The organism is Rhizobium sp. NPDC090279, from assembly GCF_044769665.1.
In the GTDB taxonomy this organism is placed as follows: domain Bacteria; phylum Pseudomonadota; class Alphaproteobacteria; order Rhizobiales; family Rhizobiaceae; genus Rhizobium.
In genome coordinates this window covers 114,908-129,845 of sequence record NZ_JBIVYI010000001.1, presented here as the reverse complement: position 1 = coordinate 129,845, position 14,938 = coordinate 114,908, and the positions used below count along the sequence as shown (strand labels likewise).

General features: G+C 61.2%; 14 protein-coding genes. 8 read left to right on the top strand and 6 right to left on the bottom strand.

The window, feature by feature from the left end; translation table 11 throughout:
* Window positions 1-3: 3 nt before the first annotated feature.
* The 5 genes from benB to ACIQWP_RS00605 all read right to left on the bottom strand — a co-directional run bounded on the left by benB (window position 4) and on the right by ACIQWP_RS00605 (window position 4,449).
* On the bottom strand, window positions 4-492 hold the full coding sequence (gene benB / locus ACIQWP_RS00625) for a benzoate 1,2-dioxygenase small subunit (protein WP_402780781.1): 489 nt from the start codon (window positions 490-492) through the stop codon (window positions 4-6).
* Window positions 489-1,847 (bottom strand): Rieske 2Fe-2S domain-containing protein, encoded by a 1,359-nt coding sequence (locus ACIQWP_RS00620; RefSeq protein ID WP_402780778.1) that lies wholly within the window; start codon window positions 1,845-1,847, stop codon window positions 489-491. The genes benB and ACIQWP_RS00620 overlap by 4 nt, the downstream gene beginning before the upstream one ends.
* A gap of 94 nt (window positions 1,848-1,941) precedes the next feature.
* Window positions 1,942-2,880: a catechol 1,2-dioxygenase gene (catA, locus tag ACIQWP_RS00615; RefSeq protein WP_402780775.1), complete on the bottom strand. Its 939-nt coding sequence runs from the start codon at window positions 2,878-2,880 to the stop codon at window positions 1,942-1,944.
* Window positions 2,881-2,964: 84 nt separating this feature from the next.
* A complete protein-coding gene (gene catC / locus ACIQWP_RS00610; RefSeq protein WP_402780772.1) occupies window positions 2,965-3,255 on the bottom strand; it encodes a muconolactone Delta-isomerase in 291 nt (96 codons plus the stop codon).
* Window positions 3,256-3,267: 12 nt separating this feature from the next.
* The gene (locus tag ACIQWP_RS00605; RefSeq protein ID WP_402780769.1) at window positions 3,268-4,449 is read right to left on the bottom strand and encodes a muconate/chloromuconate family cycloisomerase; all 1,182 of its coding nucleotides are present in this window, start codon (window positions 4,447-4,449) and stop codon (window positions 3,268-3,270) included.
* Between the two features lie 166 nt (window positions 4,450-4,615).
* Between ACIQWP_RS00605 and ACIQWP_RS00600 the strand changes: the two genes are divergently transcribed.
* Window positions 4,616-5,557, top strand: a complete 942-nt coding sequence (locus ACIQWP_RS00600; protein ID WP_402780766.1) for a LysR substrate-binding domain-containing protein — start codon at window positions 4,616-4,618, stop codon at window positions 5,555-5,557.
* A 287-nt stretch (window positions 5,558-5,844) separates the two neighbouring features.
* On the top strand, window positions 5,845-6,618 hold the full coding sequence (locus tag ACIQWP_RS00595; RefSeq protein WP_402780763.1) for a L,D-transpeptidase: 774 nt from the start codon (window positions 5,845-5,847) through the stop codon (window positions 6,616-6,618).
* A 79-nt stretch (window positions 6,619-6,697) separates the two neighbouring features.
* Here ACIQWP_RS00595 and ACIQWP_RS00590 read toward each other — a convergent pair whose 3' ends face one another.
* Window positions 6,698-7,594, bottom strand: a complete 897-nt coding sequence (locus tag ACIQWP_RS00590) for a sugar phosphate isomerase/epimerase family protein (RefSeq protein WP_402780760.1) — start codon at window positions 7,592-7,594, stop codon at window positions 6,698-6,700.
* Between the two features lie 177 nt (window positions 7,595-7,771).
* Between ACIQWP_RS00590 and ACIQWP_RS00585 the strand changes: the two genes are divergently transcribed.
* The 6 genes from ACIQWP_RS00585 (at window position 7,772) to ACIQWP_RS00560 (ending at window position 14,935) form a co-directional block, all read left to right on the top strand.
* Window positions 7,772-8,842, top strand: coding sequence for a LacI family DNA-binding transcriptional regulator (locus tag ACIQWP_RS00585; RefSeq protein ID WP_402780757.1), 1,071 nt, complete (start codon window positions 7,772-7,774; stop codon window positions 8,840-8,842).
* Window positions 8,806-9,813 (top strand): substrate-binding domain-containing protein, encoded by a 1,008-nt coding sequence (locus tag ACIQWP_RS00580; protein WP_402780754.1) that lies wholly within the window; start codon window positions 8,806-8,808, stop codon window positions 9,811-9,813. Before ACIQWP_RS00585 ends, ACIQWP_RS00580 begins: the two co-directional genes overlap by 37 nt.
* 174 nt (window positions 9,814-9,987) lie before the next feature.
* Window positions 9,988-11,481: a sugar ABC transporter ATP-binding protein gene (locus ACIQWP_RS00575; RefSeq protein WP_402780751.1), complete on the top strand. Its 1,494-nt coding sequence runs from the start codon at window positions 9,988-9,990 to the stop codon at window positions 11,479-11,481.
* Window positions 11,474-12,508 carry an ABC transporter permease gene (locus ACIQWP_RS00570; protein WP_402780748.1) on the top strand — a complete coding sequence of 345 codons (1,035 nt, stop codon included), beginning with the start codon at window positions 11,474-11,476 and terminating at the stop codon, window positions 12,506-12,508. The genes ACIQWP_RS00575 and ACIQWP_RS00570 overlap by 8 nt, the downstream gene beginning before the upstream one ends.
* A complete protein-coding gene (locus tag ACIQWP_RS00565; protein ID WP_402780745.1) occupies window positions 12,501-13,559 on the top strand; it encodes an ABC transporter permease in 1,059 nt (352 codons plus the stop codon). The genes ACIQWP_RS00570 and ACIQWP_RS00565 overlap by 8 nt, the downstream gene beginning before the upstream one ends.
* Complete coding sequence (locus tag ACIQWP_RS00560; RefSeq protein WP_402780742.1) at window positions 13,556-14,935, top strand: FGGY-family carbohydrate kinase; 1,380 nt, start codon at window positions 13,556-13,558, stop codon at window positions 14,933-14,935. Before ACIQWP_RS00565 ends, ACIQWP_RS00560 begins: the two co-directional genes overlap by 4 nt.
* Window positions 14,936-14,938 lie beyond the last annotated feature (3 nt).

Here is a 14,938-nt window from a genome sequence, read left to right as displayed (position 1 = left end):
CTGTCAGATGTGATAGACGTCGATGACCTGGCGGATGTAGTCGTTCTTCAGCACGATCTTTTTGGCTGAGATCAGCAATTGATCGCCGTTGTTGCGCAGGGTGACGAACATGGTTCCGAAGAACTGGTCCGTGACCTTGTAGCGGTGGTTCAGCGTGTGGAAATTGTAGCGAATGTCGACTTCCGCATCGCGGCGCGCCAGCAATTCGACGTTGTTGACGTTGTGGCTGGTGCGCGGCTCGGGCGTCGATGCGCCGGAGCGTTCGGTCTTGATGCGGAACACCCGGTCTTCCAGGCCGTCGCGACTTGGATAGAAGATCAGGGATATCTGGCTGTGCGGATCTTCGGTCAGCTGATCGTCATCGTCCCAGGCCGGCATCCAGTATTCGACATCGGGCGCGTAGCAGGTCAGCCATTCGTCCCATTCGCGGTCGTCGAGCAGACGTGCCTCGCGATAGAGGAAGGCGCAGATTTCGTCGTAGGAAACGCTCATGGAAGAACTCCTTCCCTTTCGGCAGCGAGCGCTTGCCGCATCACCTTCGCCCAATATTCATGCTGGCGGACGAACAGGCCCTCGTCTTCGCTGCGCTCGCCTGACAGCAGTGGCTCCAGGCCCATCTTTCTGGCATTCGCATCCGGGCCGTCGATCCAGAGGGGCGCGCCGCGCGACAGGTCGTTCCAGAGCGCCGCCGTTCCGGCATAGCCGGCCTGACAGGCGCGGAATTCTTCCAGATCATCGGCGGTGCCCATCCCTGAGACGTTGAAGAAATCCTCATACTGCCGGATGCGGAGTGTGCGGTCCGCCTCGCTTTCGCCTTTCGGCGCGAAGCAGAAGATGCTGATTTCAGTCTTGTCGACGCTGATCGGACGGGTCACGCGGATCTGCGTGCTGAACTGATCCATCAGGAACACGTTCGGGTAGAGGCAGAGATTGCGGGTCTGGTTGATGATGAAATCCGCCTTGTCGGCGCCGACCCGGGCCTCGATTTCGTCGCGGCGATTGTAGACCGGCCTGACTTCCGGGTTCATCGCCCGGGTCCACAACAGGATGTGGCCGTTTTCGAAACCGTAGACGCCGGCGATGGATTTGCTCCAGCCATTGGCGTCGACCGCCTTCGTGCCTTCTTCGTTGCGCCGGCCCATGGTGGCGGCGTAGTTCCAATGAACGGAGCTGACGTGATAGCCGTCGCAGCCGTTTTCCATCTGCAATTTCCAGTTTCCGTCATAGATGTAGGACGAGTTGCCGCGCAGCACTTCCAGCCCCTCGGGGGCCTGGTCGACGATCTGGTCGATGATGACCTTGGCTGCGCCGAGATAGTCCTCGAGCGAAGCGACGTCTTCGTTCAGGCTGCCGAACAGAAAGCCGCGATAGCTCTGGAAACGCGGAACGCGCTTGAGATCGTGCGAACCGTTCTTTGCAAATTGCTCGGGATATTGTGTCGTCTTCTCGTCCTTGACCTTGAGCAGTTTTCCCGTGTTGGAAAAAGTCCAGCCGTGGAAGGGACAGGTGAAGCTGCCCTTGTTGCCGTGCTTGCGCCGGCAGAGCGTGGCGCCGCGGTGGGCGCAGGCATTGATGACCGCGTGCAATTCGCCCGATTTGTCGCGGGTGATGACCACGGGCTGGCGGCCGATATAGGTCGTGTAATAATCGTTGTTATCAGGAATCTGGCTTTCGTGAGCCAGGTAGACCCAGTTGCTCTCGAAGATATGCTTCATTTCGAGTTCGAACAGGTCTTCATTGGTGAAGATGTCGCGGCGGCAACGGAATATACCGGCTTCCTTGTCATCCTCAACCGCCGTCGCCAGCAGATGATCGAGATCCCGGGCCTTATCTATGATCGCAGACATGATGTCTCTCCCGCTCGCGGCGCATCGGCGCAGCACAGCAACAAAGTCGATGATGAAGAAGGGCGGCGGCCCTTTAGGCCACCGCGTCAATCGGTCAGGCGGCCGCGCGCTTGCGCTGCTCGTTGACCTGGTTGTCGACGCCATTGACGAGGGCGGTCAGACGGAAATCGAATTCGATCTCCGCAAACGGACCGCTCAGATCGTTGGTCCTGATGCTGGCCTCGTCGCTCCGCTCGGTCACCGCCGGAACCAGGCCGTCCCGGGTCGCATAGGCGAAATCGTCGTTCACGAGCGGGTCGCCGGCGATATTGATCTGCGTCGTCAGCTTGCGATGGTTGTCGGCGCTGATGAAGAAATGGATATGCGCCGGACGCTGGCCGTGGCGGCCAAGCGCCGACAGCAGTTTTTCGGTCGGGCTGCCCGGGGGCACGCCGTAGCCATGCGGCACGATACTCCGGAACCTGTAACAGCCGTCGGCGTCGGCGATGATCGTGCGGCGCATGTTGAACGGCGCCTGTTTGCCGGTGGGGTCGAAATGGGAATAGAAACCGCGGGTATCACAGTGCCAGACTTCGACGCTCGCGCCGGGTAGCGGTTTGCCATCGGCCCCGTAGACGGTGCCGTGCATGATGAGCGTATGGCCATTGGCATCGGTGCCGTCGTCCAGGCGGGCAAAGCCGTGCGATACCGGCGCGCCGGCCACATAGAGCGGCCCCTCGATGGTGCGCGGCGTTTCGTTCCTGATGCCGAGCGCATCGTCGATGGCGTCGAGGCGTTCGTCGAGAAAATGGTCGAGCCCGAGGCCGGGCGAGATGAGGCCTGCCTGGCCGGCGGCGCCAAGCTCGTTCACCCAGGCAATCGCGGTCCAGTATTCGTCAGGGGTGATGTCGAGATCGTCGATCGCCTTGAACAAGTCGGACATCAGCCGGTGAATAACCTGCTTGACGCGCGGATTGCCGCTGTCGTTGGTCAGGCCGCTCAGAACATTCAGGAAATCCTGCACGTCCGGCCTGTCAAAAATCCTCACACTCATATCGTACTCCTCCTCTTGTCAGGTCGTTGCGAATGCCGCTTCGAAGACCCGGCCCGTGGCAGGGTCCTCTCCCGTGCCGTCGCCTCAGGTGTCGTCGTCGCGGATCGACGACGGATGCCGCAGGAGCGGCGTGACTTTGATGGTCATGAATTTGAACAGCGGCAGTCCCATCAGGATCGCATGCAGCTCTTCATTGTCCTTCACATCGAAAATGCTGTAGTTCGCGTATTCGCCGGCAATCCTCCAGATATGCCGCCATTTCCCGCTGTGCTGCAGCTCCTGCGAATAGGCCTTCTCCCTGGCGATGATTTCGCCCGCTTCCGCCGGCGGCAGGTCCCTCGGGATGTTGACGTCCATTCGCACATGAAAAAGCATGATCTCAATCCTCTACCCGACGACGCTGACCGTCTTGCGCGATCCGTTGCGCTGGAAGAATTTCACCCGGTCCTCGTCCAGAGCGATGCCGAGGCCCGGTCCATCGGGAATAGTCAGCTCGAAATCGCTGTAATCCAGCGGGGTCGCCAGAATTTCCTCGGTCAGCAGAAGTGGGCCGAAGAGTTCCGTTCCCCATTGCAGGTTGGCGAAGGTGGAAAAGGCATGGGCGGAAGCGGCGGTGCCGATGGCGCCTTCAAGCATCGTGCCGCCGTAAAGTTCGATCCCGGCTGCATCGGCGATCGCCGCGACGCGCTGTGCATTGAAAAGGCCGCCGCTCTGCTCGATCTTGATGGCGAAGACATCCGCGCCGCTGATTTTTGCAAGTTCGAAGGCCGTCTCCGGACCCTGCAGGGACTCATCGGCCATCAAGGCGATGGGGAAGCGACGGACCAGCCGTGTCAATGCGGCAGCCGAGGCGACGGGTTGCTCCACGAGTTCACAGCCCGCATCGGCGAGAGCCGCCATGCCGTAGGCCGCTTCGGTTTTGCTCCAAGCCATGTTGACGTCGACGCGAACCCTACCGCGGTCGCCGAGTGCGCGCTTGATCGCGGCGACATGCGCGATGTCCTCGCGCGGTGTTCTGGCGCCGATCTTCAGTTTAAAGATCCTATGGCGGCGAAGGTCCAGCATCTTCTCGGCTTCGGCGATATCGGTCGCAGTATCGCCCGAGGCGAGCGTCCATGCGACCGGCAACCGGCTGCGCATCCGCCCTCCCAATACTTCGCTGACGGGCAGGCCGAGCCGCTTGCCGTGGGCATCGAGCAACGCCGTCTCGACGGCGGATTTGGCAAAGCGGTTTTCCTTGATCCTCTTGCCGATGTACGCCATCAGCAGCTGGACGCGGGTGGCATCCTGCCCGATCATCGCCGGCTGGAAATAGGTATCTATAGCGAGCTTCATGCCCTCCGGGCTTTCTGCGCCATAGGAGAGCCCGCCGATCGTCGTTCCCTCGCCGATGCCGACGATGCCGTCGCTGCAGTAGATTTTGACCAGCATCAGGCTCTGACCGTTCATCGTTGCGACGGAAAGTTTGTGCGGCCGGATGGTCGGCAGGTCGATCAGCAAAGTTTCCACCCGGTCGATGACGGGGGAGATCGTTGCGTTCGGCGCAAGGGGTGTGAAGGTCGTGTTCATGCCTGGACTCTGCGCCGGAGAGGCGGTAGGCGTCCAACACCATTTGCATCTTAAATGATACCTTTATGGTATGATGTGAAGAAAAATGGTAATATATAGGTACTTACTGCATTGCAACATATCCAGTGCGGATGTTGGGTGCATGTCTGCCAGTGGGATTTGCAGAATGGATCTTCGTCAACTTCGCTATTTCGTGGCCGTCGCCCAGGAACGCAATTTCACGCGCGCGGCAGAATTGCTGCATATAGCACAGCCGCCGCTGAGCCGGCAGATCCAGCTTCTGGAGGAGGAGCTGGGGGTCTCGCTGCTCATTCGCAAAAGCCGTCCAGTGCGTCTGACCGATGCCGGTCGATTGTTCTTTGAGCAGGCATTGCAGGTCCTCGGCCGCGTCGAGCAGATGCGGGATGCGACGCGGCGCATCGGCCTCAATCAGAACAGTGTCTTTTCCATCGGCTTCGTCGCCTCCACGCTCTATGGCGGCCTTCCTTCGCTGGTCCGCAAGATGCGCCGGCACGCGCCCGAACTGGATATCCAGCTGCTGGAACTGTTGTCGGTCCAGCAGATCCCGGCGCTCAAGGAGGGGCGCATAGACGTTGGCTTCGGCCGATTGCGTCATAGCGATCCCAATGTGGTCGGCACCGTCCTGCGCGAAGAGCGCCTCGTGGCAGCGGTGCCCATGGGGACAGCACTTGCAAGGGATTCCGCGCCCTTGCCGGTGAAGGGCCTCCACGCTCAAAAGCTGATCGTCTATCCGAAGGAGCCGCGGCCGAGTTACGCCGATCAGGTGCTGGGGCTGTTGCAGAGCCACGACGTCCGCCCGGCGGAGGTGCATGAGGTGCGGGAAATCCAGGCGGCTCTCGGGCTGGTGGCCGCCGATGCTGGCGTGTGCGTGATCCCTTCGTCCGCGCGACAGATGCGGTCCGACGTGCATTATCGGCTGATCGAGGAAGAGGCGATGACCTCGCCGGTGATCCTCAATCATCGCGTCGGCGACAATTCCGTCTATATCGATCTCATCAAACGGCTCATCCAGGAAATGTATGCGGAAAATCCGCCATGGTTGGATATGGAGCATAACGTCTTGCCCGGCCGAACCTTCGGCGACTAGCCGGTACATATCGTGTCGGTGCGGCGAACAGGCATCGCAGTCCATGCGAGAACGTTCGAACCTCGAGACAGCCAAAAACGGTCGCCACACCAGCGGAAATGCAAATCCCTGTGGCTTCTAGCCCACACTCGTCGATTGAGTTTGCATGGTCATGATATCGGCGAACTTGCCATTATAGGTGCCGACTGGCTATGAGGTCATCACCACTTAATGATTAGACATGTCGCCTTCCTTGGCCTCATCGGTCGAAGATGCGACATCAATGTGCGAGGCTTGTTAGGACAGGAATGCGCCCAACCAAGAATGAAAAGACTCTCTCCCGGCGAGCTTTCATGCTCGGGTCCCTCTCTGCGACCGCAGCGCTTGCGGGCTGTGCCACCACGGCCCCGGTTCCCACTCCCATTGCAGCTCCGGCTCGCGTGCCGCCTGTCGTTCCCGTTGCGTCTGAACCCCAGAGCGTCATCACGCCCGATCCCGATCCCGAGCTTGAGGCGCGCTATGCGTCCGTGGTCGATGCCGGCCATGTCATTCCCGCGGTGCCTTATAGAAAGCTGGACCCGAAATTCTACCGTCAGCGCGTCCCCGATCCGACCGGCGAGCCGCCCGGCACGGTTGTCGTGGATACGGTTTCGAGATTTCTCTACGTCGTGGAACGCGGTGGTACCGCCATGCGCTACGGCGTCGGCATCGGCCGGGACGGTTTCGCATGGCAGGGCGAGGGGGTCATCCATTGGCGGCAGCATTGGCCACGCTGGAAGCCGCCGAACGATATGATTGCCCGCAAGCCGGAGCTTGCGAAATACTCCGTGGCCAATGGCGGCATGGACCCGGGCATCAAGAACCCGCTGGGTGCCCGCGCGCTCTATATCTTCCAGAACGGCAAGGACACGCTCTATCGCCTTCATGGCTCGCCAGAGTGGTATTCGATTGGCAAGGCAACCTCGTCTGGCTGCGTCCGCCTGGTCAATCAGGACGTCATCGACCTCTACGAGCGCATTCCCTATCACGCGCGCATCGTCGTTCATCAGACCCCTCTGCAGAGCAAAGCGGTTTCCGCCTGATGAGTAGCTCCCTTGAAAAAGGGAGCTACTGCTTCGGCGCGACGGAATGAATGCCGCATGCGCTTCTAGGGCGTGCGCATTACGGCAGGAGGCTGCGCTGCTGACTTTGACGCTGCGCCTCCTGAGCAGCCTTGAGCTGCGCCTTCGTGTACATCAGCGCATGTTCGGCAAGGTCGCGGCCATCGTCCCAGAGGTTGCGCCAGATGCCGAGAATACCTTCGAGCGGCTGGCCGACGACGCGCGATGAGAAAGATTCGAAGGTGATCGGTCCCTGATAGCCGGAGCGCACGAGAGCCCGGAAGACGCCGGCAAGATCGATGGTGCCCGAGCCCATATAGCCGCGATGGGAATCGCCGGTGTGGAAATATCCGAGGTAGTCGCCGGTTTCGAGAATGGCGGCCTGAATATCGGATTCCTCGATGTTCATGTGATAGACGTCGAGATGCACCTTGACGTTCGGCATGCCGATGCGCTTGCACATTTCCACGGCCTGAGCGGCGGTGTTGAGCACGTTGGATTCATAGCGGTTGACCACCTCGAGGACGAGCGTGATGTTGCTTTTCGCCGCCGTCTCGGCCACTTGGCGCAGGATATCCACCGATTGCGCAACGCCGGCAGCGGTTGTCGGCTGCGTATATTTGCCGAAGGCGGAGTGCAGGATGCCGCCGATATATTCGCCGCCGCAATCGCGGCAGACGGCGATCGCCTGTTCCAGCTTCTCCTTGCCGCGGCGACCCTTCTCCTTGTCGCCACTTGAGATGTCGGTTTCGAAATCGAGACCGAGCGAGAAGTTGATGCCGATGCCGTTCTTCTCCAACTGACGGCGCGTGAATTCCGGATCGATCAGGCTCGGGTCCAACGCCGGCGCCTCGATGAAATCATAGCCAACCTCGGCGCTGCTTGCGATTGCGCGGGCGCATTCGTCGCGGCTCCAGCCGGCTTCCCAGACCAGCGCGTGAACTCCCAGCTTATTCATGATCGTCCTCCCGGTTTCGTGGATGCAAAACAATTGCTGCAATGCGAAAGACGTGAATCGTTTTATACTTGAAAGCGCTCACGTTGACACCGCATCTATACAGGTATAGCTTACAATAAAACGTTTCACCAGAATTTTCATAGTATCAATCGGAGATTGTTGATGGGGGAGGGTAAGATGTCGAAATCGCGAACTCCCTCCATCAAGATGGTGGCCGACAGGGCTGGCGTTTCGGTGGCAACCGTTTCGAATGTCCTCAATGGCAAGCCCACGGTCTCTCCGGATTTCGCCAGGCGCGTGAATGATGCGGTGCGCGAGCTTGGCTATGTCGTCGATCTCGGTGCGTCGCGGCTGCGTTCGCGCAAGGCGCAGCTTGCCGGTGTCGTTGTCCCTGATCTCACCAATCCGATGTTCGCCGCCTTCGTCTCGACACTGGAGCATCTGGCGCGTCTCGACGATTACGATCTGGTGGTCGTCTCCGCGCGCAATAATGCCGAAGAGGAGGCCGACCGGCTGCGCAAGATGCGCGCCTGGCGTCCGGCCGGCCTGATCGTCATCCCTTGCGACGGTGCGTTTGCCGAGCGGCTGCCGAATGGTTTCTTTGCTCCGGTCGTCCTTGCCGACCGCATACCCGACGCGGCCGGCTTCGATCTGATCGCGGTCGACAATGGTCCGGCTGCCGGCGCGATTGCCGCCCATCTCGATGAACAGGGCTATCGTGATTGCGTGGTCCTCGGCAGCAGCCTTTCGATCACCAATGTGCGCGAGCGCTGGGAGGGCGTGCGGGCCGCCGTCAAGCACATGCATGTCGAAATGCTGGAGATAGGTATCGATGATGCCAATGGCGCGCAGCGTCTGGAAGAGCGTCTGCGCCGCCGCCCGTTGCCGGGCGCGCTGTTTTCGCTCGATCACGGCACGACGCTCCTGACCTATCGCACTATGGCGGAGATCGGACTTTCCGTGCCCGGCGATCTCGCCTTTGCAAGCTTCGATGACATGGAGTGGATGCGGCTGGTGGCGCCCGGCATCACGGCGGTGCGTCAGCCCATCGAGGAAATGGCCGAACAGGCCTGGGCGCTGCTGTTGCGGCGCATGACCGGCTCTGCCGGAAAACCGGTTACGCGGCGTCTGCGCTGCGCCATCGAGATCCGCGGTTCGACGCCGCGGAGCCCGCTTGAGGAGGCGGGTCATCTGAAACTGGGAGGAGAAAAATGGAAGTTACAAGACGAACCCTACTCGCCGGAATAGGCGGAGCCGTCGTCGCCGGCACTCTTGGCGGCACGATCGGCGTCGCGCAGGCGGCCGAGCCGCAGGTCGGCGTCGTGGTCAAGATCGGCGGCATTCCATGGTTCAATGCCATGGAGGTCGGCATCAAGAAGGCGGCGCCGGAATACAAGACGAATGCCTGGATGGTCGGTCCGACGCAGGCGGATGCCGCCCAGCAGGTGCGCGCCATCGAAGATCTGATCGCCCGTAAGGTCGCCGTCATCGGCATCGTGCCGAATGATTCGGCAGCTCTCGATCCCGTCCTTGGTCGGGCGCGCGCTGCGGGCATCAAGGTGCTGGCCCATGAGGGCCCGAACCAGAAGGAAGCCGATTGGGACTTCGAGCTGACCACGATCGAAGGCTATGGACAGGCGCATATGGACCTGCTCGCCAAGCAGATGGGCGAAGAAGGCAAATATATCGTCTACGTCGGCTCGCTGACGGTGCCGCTGCACAATGCGTGGGCCGATGCGGCGATCGCCTATCAGAAGCAGAAATATCCGAAGATGGAAATGCTCGGCGATCGCTTCGGCGTGGCCGAGAGCCTGGATGACAGTATCAAGACCACGCAGGACCAGCTGCGTGCCCATCCGGATCTGAAAGGCATCCTGACATTCGGATCGCAAGGCCCGATCGGCGCGGCCCGTGTACTCGACGATCGCGAAAAGGCAAAGTCGATCGCACTGGTCGGCGGCTTCTCGCCGGGGCAGGGCGTCAAATACGTCAAGTCCGGCACGATCCGCGGCGGCTTCATCTGGAATCCGATGACGGCGGGCGAAATCTTCGTCCAGCTCGCCTCCCTGCTGGCGGCCGGCAAGGAGCCGACCGACAACATGGAGCTGACCGGCGTCGGCAAGGTGCGCGTCTATCCGGACAAGAAGCTCATTCAGGCCCAGAAGCTCGAGTCGCTCGATAAGGAAAATATCGACCGGCTGGTTGCTCTCGGCCTTTAGAGCACTTCCAGAAAAAGTGCGTAGCGGTTTTTCGTCCGGAATGCGGACGGAACCTAGAGGATAGAGCTTTCCGCGATTCGGAGAAAAGCGGAAAAGTTCTGGCTGTTCCTCCCGAGGGCCGGCGGCAGGCTTGAATGCCGCCGCCGGCCGACCCAACACTATCGGAGCGGATCGATGAGCGATGCTATTCCATTTCTTCGTTTGACCGGGCTGTCCAAACGGTTCGGCGGCGTGCGCGCATTGGAAGAGATCGATTGGGATGTGCGATCCGGGGAGATCCATTGCCTCGTCGGCGAAAACGGCTGCGGCAAGTCGACCCTCATCAAGACCGTGGCCGGCGTGCATCCGCCCTCGGCTGGTATCATCGAGATCGAGGGCAAGCCGGTTCTCCCGCTTGATCCCGCCCGCGCCAAGGCTCTGGGAGTTCAGGTGATCTTTCAGGACCTGTCCCTGTTTCCCAATCTATCCGTTGCCGAAAACATCGCCATCGACAGCCATCTCGACCGGCTGGTGAAACCGGTCAACTGGAAGCAGATGCGCGGGAAGGCAAGCGCCGTGCTCGCAAGGCTCGGCTTTGCCCTCGATCTCGATCTCATCGTTTCCGATCTTTCCGTGGCCGAGCGCCAGATTGTCGCGATCGCACGCGGTCTGGCAGCCGAGGCACGCCTGATCTTCATGGACGAGCCGACGGCGTCGCTGACGCGCGCGGAAGTCGATCGTCTTTTGGGGATCGTCGGACGGCTCAAGGCCGATGGCATTGCCGTCGTCTTCGTCTCTCACAGGCTTGACGAAGTCGTCGAGATCGCCGAGCGGGTCACGGTGATGCGCGATGGCCGCAAGGTCGGCACCTGGCCCGCCGATCAAATAAACGAGAAGAAGATCGCGCATCTGATGACGGGGCTCGATATCGATCACGCGATCGTCGCGCGCGACATGGGTGGGGCCGAACCCGTTCTCGAAGTCCACGGCCTGTCGCGCCGCGGCGAGTTTGCCGACATCGATTTCACCCTGCATCGCGGCGAAGTGCTTGGAATTTCCGGCTTGCTGGGATCGGGCCGCACCGAACTGGCCCTGACGCTGTTCGGCATGCATCGTGCCGAGCAAGGAAGCATCCGCCTGGAGGGACGCCAGCTTGTACTCCGCTCCAATCGCGATGCCGTGCGCGCCGGCATTGCCTACGTCTCCGAGGATCGCCTGAGCCTCGGCGTCATCCTGCAGCAGTCGATCGGCGACAATATCATGCTTGCCGTCATGAAAGGCATGGCAAATCGCCTGGGGCTTATTCCCGGCAAGACGCGCGGGCAGCTTGCCGACGATTGGATCAAGCGGCTCGCCATCAAAGTCCCCTCGGCCGATCGCGCCGTACAGACGCTTTCGGGCGGCAATCAGCAGCGTGTCGTGCTGGCGAAATGGCTCGCGACACGGCCCAAGGTTCTGATTCTCGATTCCCCGACCGTCGGTGTCGACATCAAGAACAAGCAGGGCATCTACGACGTGGTGGCCGATCTGGCGCGGCAGGGCGTCGCCATCATTCTCATCTCCGACGAAGTCTCGGAGCTGTTTGCCACCTGCGACCGCATCCTGCACATGCGCGCCGGCCGCCTCATCGGCGAAGCGGTGCCGGGCGAAGTCAGCGAGGCCAATATGAAGGAGCGCATCTATGCGTGAGCACAGCCAAACGGCCGGATCGTCATTTGTCGCACAGTTGAAACGGCGTCCCGAAACCTGGCTTCTGGCCGTCATCGCCGCGGTTGTCATTGTCTTTTCCCTGACGGCGCGAGATTTTCTGACGCTCGCCAATATCATCGACCTGCTTGAAACCTACTCGGTGCAGGCGATCATGGCGATGGGCCTCTTCGTCGTGCTGGTTTCCGGGGGCATCGACATATCCTTCGCGGCGACGGCTTCCGTGGCGCAATATTGCGCGGCGCTGCTCGCAACGCAGCTCGGCTTTCCCGCGCCCGCCGTCATCGTCTGTGGCCTCGTGATCGGCGTCGGGCTCGGCTGCCTCAATGCGCTGCTGGTTCATTATGTGCGCATCACCTCGATCATCGCCACGATCGCCATGATGAGCGTCAGCTTCTCGCTGCTCATGTATTTCTCGGGCGGAAAATCGATCTACACACTGCCGGACTGGTGGACCAACCGCATCGTCTTCTGGCGCATGGAGATGGCATCGGGCGATATCGTTCGCGTGACGCTGCCGATCGTCACCATGGTGGTGGTGACCCTGTTCACCTGGGCGTGGATGACGCGCTCTTCCGTCGGACGCCAGCTCTATGCGATGGGCGGCAATGCGGAGGCGGCGAGACGCATCGGCATGAATATCGGCCGGCTGCAATTCGTCGCCTATGGCTATCTCGGGCTAATGGCGGCGATTGCCGGCCTGCTGCAGGCGCATCGCGTCGGTGAGAGCGTGCCAAATGCCATGTATAATACCGAACTTGCGGTTCTTTCCGCCGCGGTTCTCGGTGGTGCCAGCCTGACCGGCGGCATCGGCACAGTGCCAGGCGTGCTGCTCGGCATCGTACTTCTGGCAGTGCTTCAGAACGGGCTCAACCTGCTCGGCGTCTCCTCCTATTTCTTCCAGATCGTCATCGGCGTCACCATTCTGGTCTCGACCTCGATCACCGTGATCAGCTCGCGGCCGGGCCGTCGCCATCGCATCATCGCGGGAGCGTCGTCCAATGGCTGAGCCGCCGCTTCTCTATAACCTCAACAGCAGCCTTGCAGACCTGGTGACGCGCGTGCGGACGGGTATTCCTGGAGCGCATGCCGGTCTTGTCGTTCTGCTGATCCTTCTGGTTGCCGGCTTCTCCCTCTTCATTCCGAATTTTGCTTCGCTCGGTACGCTGCAATCCTTCATGTACCAGTTGCCGCTGCTCGGCCTTCTGTCTCTGGCGATGATGGCGCCGCTGATAACAGGTGGGCTCAACCTGGCGATCATCGCCACGACGAACCAGTGCGCGCTACTGATGGCTTTCATCATGCAGAGCCTGATCACGCCCGATAGCGGCACCGGGACAGCAGTTGCCGTGATAGTTCTGGCGCTCGTTGCCGGCCTCGCGCTGTGTCTGTTCATCGGTCTTATTACCGGCGCGCTCATCGCCTATACCGGCGTCCACCCGATCCTCATCACGCTCGGCACGAAATCGCTGGTCGACGGCATCAGCATCTATCTGACCCGCGGCATGGCACTATCAGGCATACCGGACGGCTTTGCCCGCATCGGCACGACGACCGTTGCCGGCGTGCCAATGATCTTCCTGCTGCTGATCGTGGTCGCCGTCATCGTCAGCCTCGTATTGCGGCGCACCGCCTTCGGTGTCGCCTGCGCCATGATCGGCTCCAATATCGAGGCCGCGCGCTATTCGGCGATCGACACGCGAAGGGTGTTGGTCGGCGTCTACGTCATGTCGAGCCTGATCTGCTTCTTTTCCGCCTTGGTCATGCTGGCGACATTCAACTCGGCCAGCGCGGATTATGCTCAATCCTATCTGCTGGTGACGATCCTTGCGGCGGTCCTTGGCGGCGTCGATCCCTTCGGCGGCTTCGGTACCGCCGGCGGTCTGATGCTGGCGCTGGCGATCCTGCAGGTCATCTCCTCGGGCTTCAACCAGTTCGGCCTCAGCAACTACCTGACGGTAGCGATATGGGGCGGCATTCTCATCTTCGTCGCTGCGGCACAGACGGCACGACCCTACCTGATGTGGCTGCTGCCAACGCGTTTCTTCGGTCCAAAATGAGTATCGTTGCGGTTTTCGACATCGGCAAGACGAATGTGAAGCTGTCGGCGGCAAGCGATGACGGCCATGTGCTGGAAACGCTGTCGACGCCGAATACCGTCAAGGACGGGCCGCCTTATCGTCATCATGACCTTGCCGAGCTGGAGGCCTGGCTGATCGATAGCCTGGCGGCATTGGGCAAGCGGCATGACATAGGCGCCATCGTCACCTGCGCGCATGGTTCCGGCGGCGTGCTGGTCGATGGGCAGGGTGCCGCCTTGCCGATGATCGACTACGAACAGCCGATCCCCGCCGATGTCGATGCGTGTTACAAGGCAGCCGTCGGCCCCTATCGCGAGAGGGCTAGCGCCATCATGCTGGGCGCGGCCCATCTCGCGCGGCAGATGCTGTGGCAGGAAATGTATTGGCCCGAGACGTTCGCGGCCGCCCACGCCTATCTCGCCACCCCGCAATATTGGGCTTTTCGCCTGTCGGGCGTGCTGGCAAGCGAAGTGACGAGCCTGGCGGCACAGTCGCATCTGTGGGCATCGGCCGACGGTCGGCCGGCCGCGCTTGTCGCAAGCCGCGGCTGGCAGCGCCTCATGCCGCCGATGCGGCACGCATGGGAAACGCTTGGGCCTTTGAAGCCCGAGCTTGCCGAACGCATCGGCCTGAAGACGACGACGCGCGTCCTTTGTGGTGTGCATGACTCCTCGGCCAATTTATACCGCTATCAGGCTGCCGATCTCGCCGATTTTACCGTCGTCTCGACAGGCACCTGGATCGTTGCGCTGACCGATCGCAACGGCATCGATTTCAGCGTCGAACGGCCAGGCCACTCCTGCAATGCCGATGTTTTCGGCAACCCGACGCCTGGCATGCTGACCATGGGAGGCCGGGAATTCTCCACGGTCGCCGCAAGGATTTCCGGTCCGGCCTCGTTGGGGGCACTTCGGATGATCGTTGCTTCGGGCACCTTCGCACTGCCGACATTCGGTTCGGATGACGGGCTCTTTCCCGGCACTGCGCGCCGCGGCCGCCTCGAAGGCCCGCTTGCGGAGGAGGAAGGCGTCCGGTTCACGCTCGCCGTGCTCTATTCGGCGCTTCTGACCGTCGCCTGCATCCGCGATCTCCCGCCTGCGGGAACAGTGGTGCTGGACGGCAACTTTGTCGTCGATCCCATCTATGGCGCCATCGTTGCGGCCTTGCTGCCTGACAGACGCGTCCTCGTCAGTCGCAGCACCACCGGAACGGCGACGGGCGCCGCCATGCTGGCGGCTCATGAAAGCCGCGCTTCGCCCGTAGCCCTGGTGGCCGAAGCACCCGACATCTCCGACTTTCCCGAACTTTCATCCTATCAGCAACGCTGGCACGCCCTGATCAAGACAATGGAGTAATAT

Coding starts and splice junctions, on each gene's coding strand:
- benB (WP_402780781.1), bottom strand. CDS start 492: ATGAGCGTTTCCTACGACGAAATCTGCGCCTTCCTCTATCGCGAGGCA.
- ACIQWP_RS00620 (WP_402780778.1), bottom strand. CDS start 1,847: ATGTCTGCGATCATAGATAAGGCCCGGGATCTCGATCATCTGCTGGCG.
- catA (WP_402780775.1), bottom strand. CDS start 2,880: ATGAGTGTGAGGATTTTTGACAGGCCGGACGTGCAGGATTTCCTGAAT.
- catC (WP_402780772.1), bottom strand. CDS start 3,255: ATGCTTTTTCATGTGCGAATGGACGTCAACATCCCGAGGGACCTGCCG.
- ACIQWP_RS00605 (WP_402780769.1), bottom strand. CDS start 4,449: ATGAACACGACCTTCACACCCCTTGCGCCGAACGCAACGATCTCCCCC.
- ACIQWP_RS00600 (WP_402780766.1), top strand. CDS start 4,616: ATGGATCTTCGTCAACTTCGCTATTTCGTGGCCGTCGCCCAGGAACGC.
- ACIQWP_RS00595 (WP_402780763.1), top strand. CDS start 5,845: ATGCGCCCAACCAAGAATGAAAAGACTCTCTCCCGGCGAGCTTTCATG.
- ACIQWP_RS00590 (WP_402780760.1), bottom strand. CDS start 7,594: ATGAATAAGCTGGGAGTTCACGCGCTGGTCTGGGAAGCCGGCTGGAGC.
- ACIQWP_RS00585 (WP_402780757.1), top strand. CDS start 7,772: ATGTCGAAATCGCGAACTCCCTCCATCAAGATGGTGGCCGACAGGGCT.
- ACIQWP_RS00580 (WP_402780754.1), top strand. CDS start 8,806: ATGGAAGTTACAAGACGAACCCTACTCGCCGGAATAGGCGGAGCCGTC.
- ACIQWP_RS00575 (WP_402780751.1), top strand. CDS start 9,988: ATGAGCGATGCTATTCCATTTCTTCGTTTGACCGGGCTGTCCAAACGG.
- ACIQWP_RS00570 (WP_402780748.1), top strand. CDS start 11,474: ATGCGTGAGCACAGCCAAACGGCCGGATCGTCATTTGTCGCACAGTTG.
- ACIQWP_RS00565 (WP_402780745.1), top strand. CDS start 12,501: ATGGCTGAGCCGCCGCTTCTCTATAACCTCAACAGCAGCCTTGCAGAC.
- ACIQWP_RS00560 (WP_402780742.1), top strand. CDS start 13,556: ATGAGTATCGTTGCGGTTTTCGACATCGGCAAGACGAATGTGAAGCTG.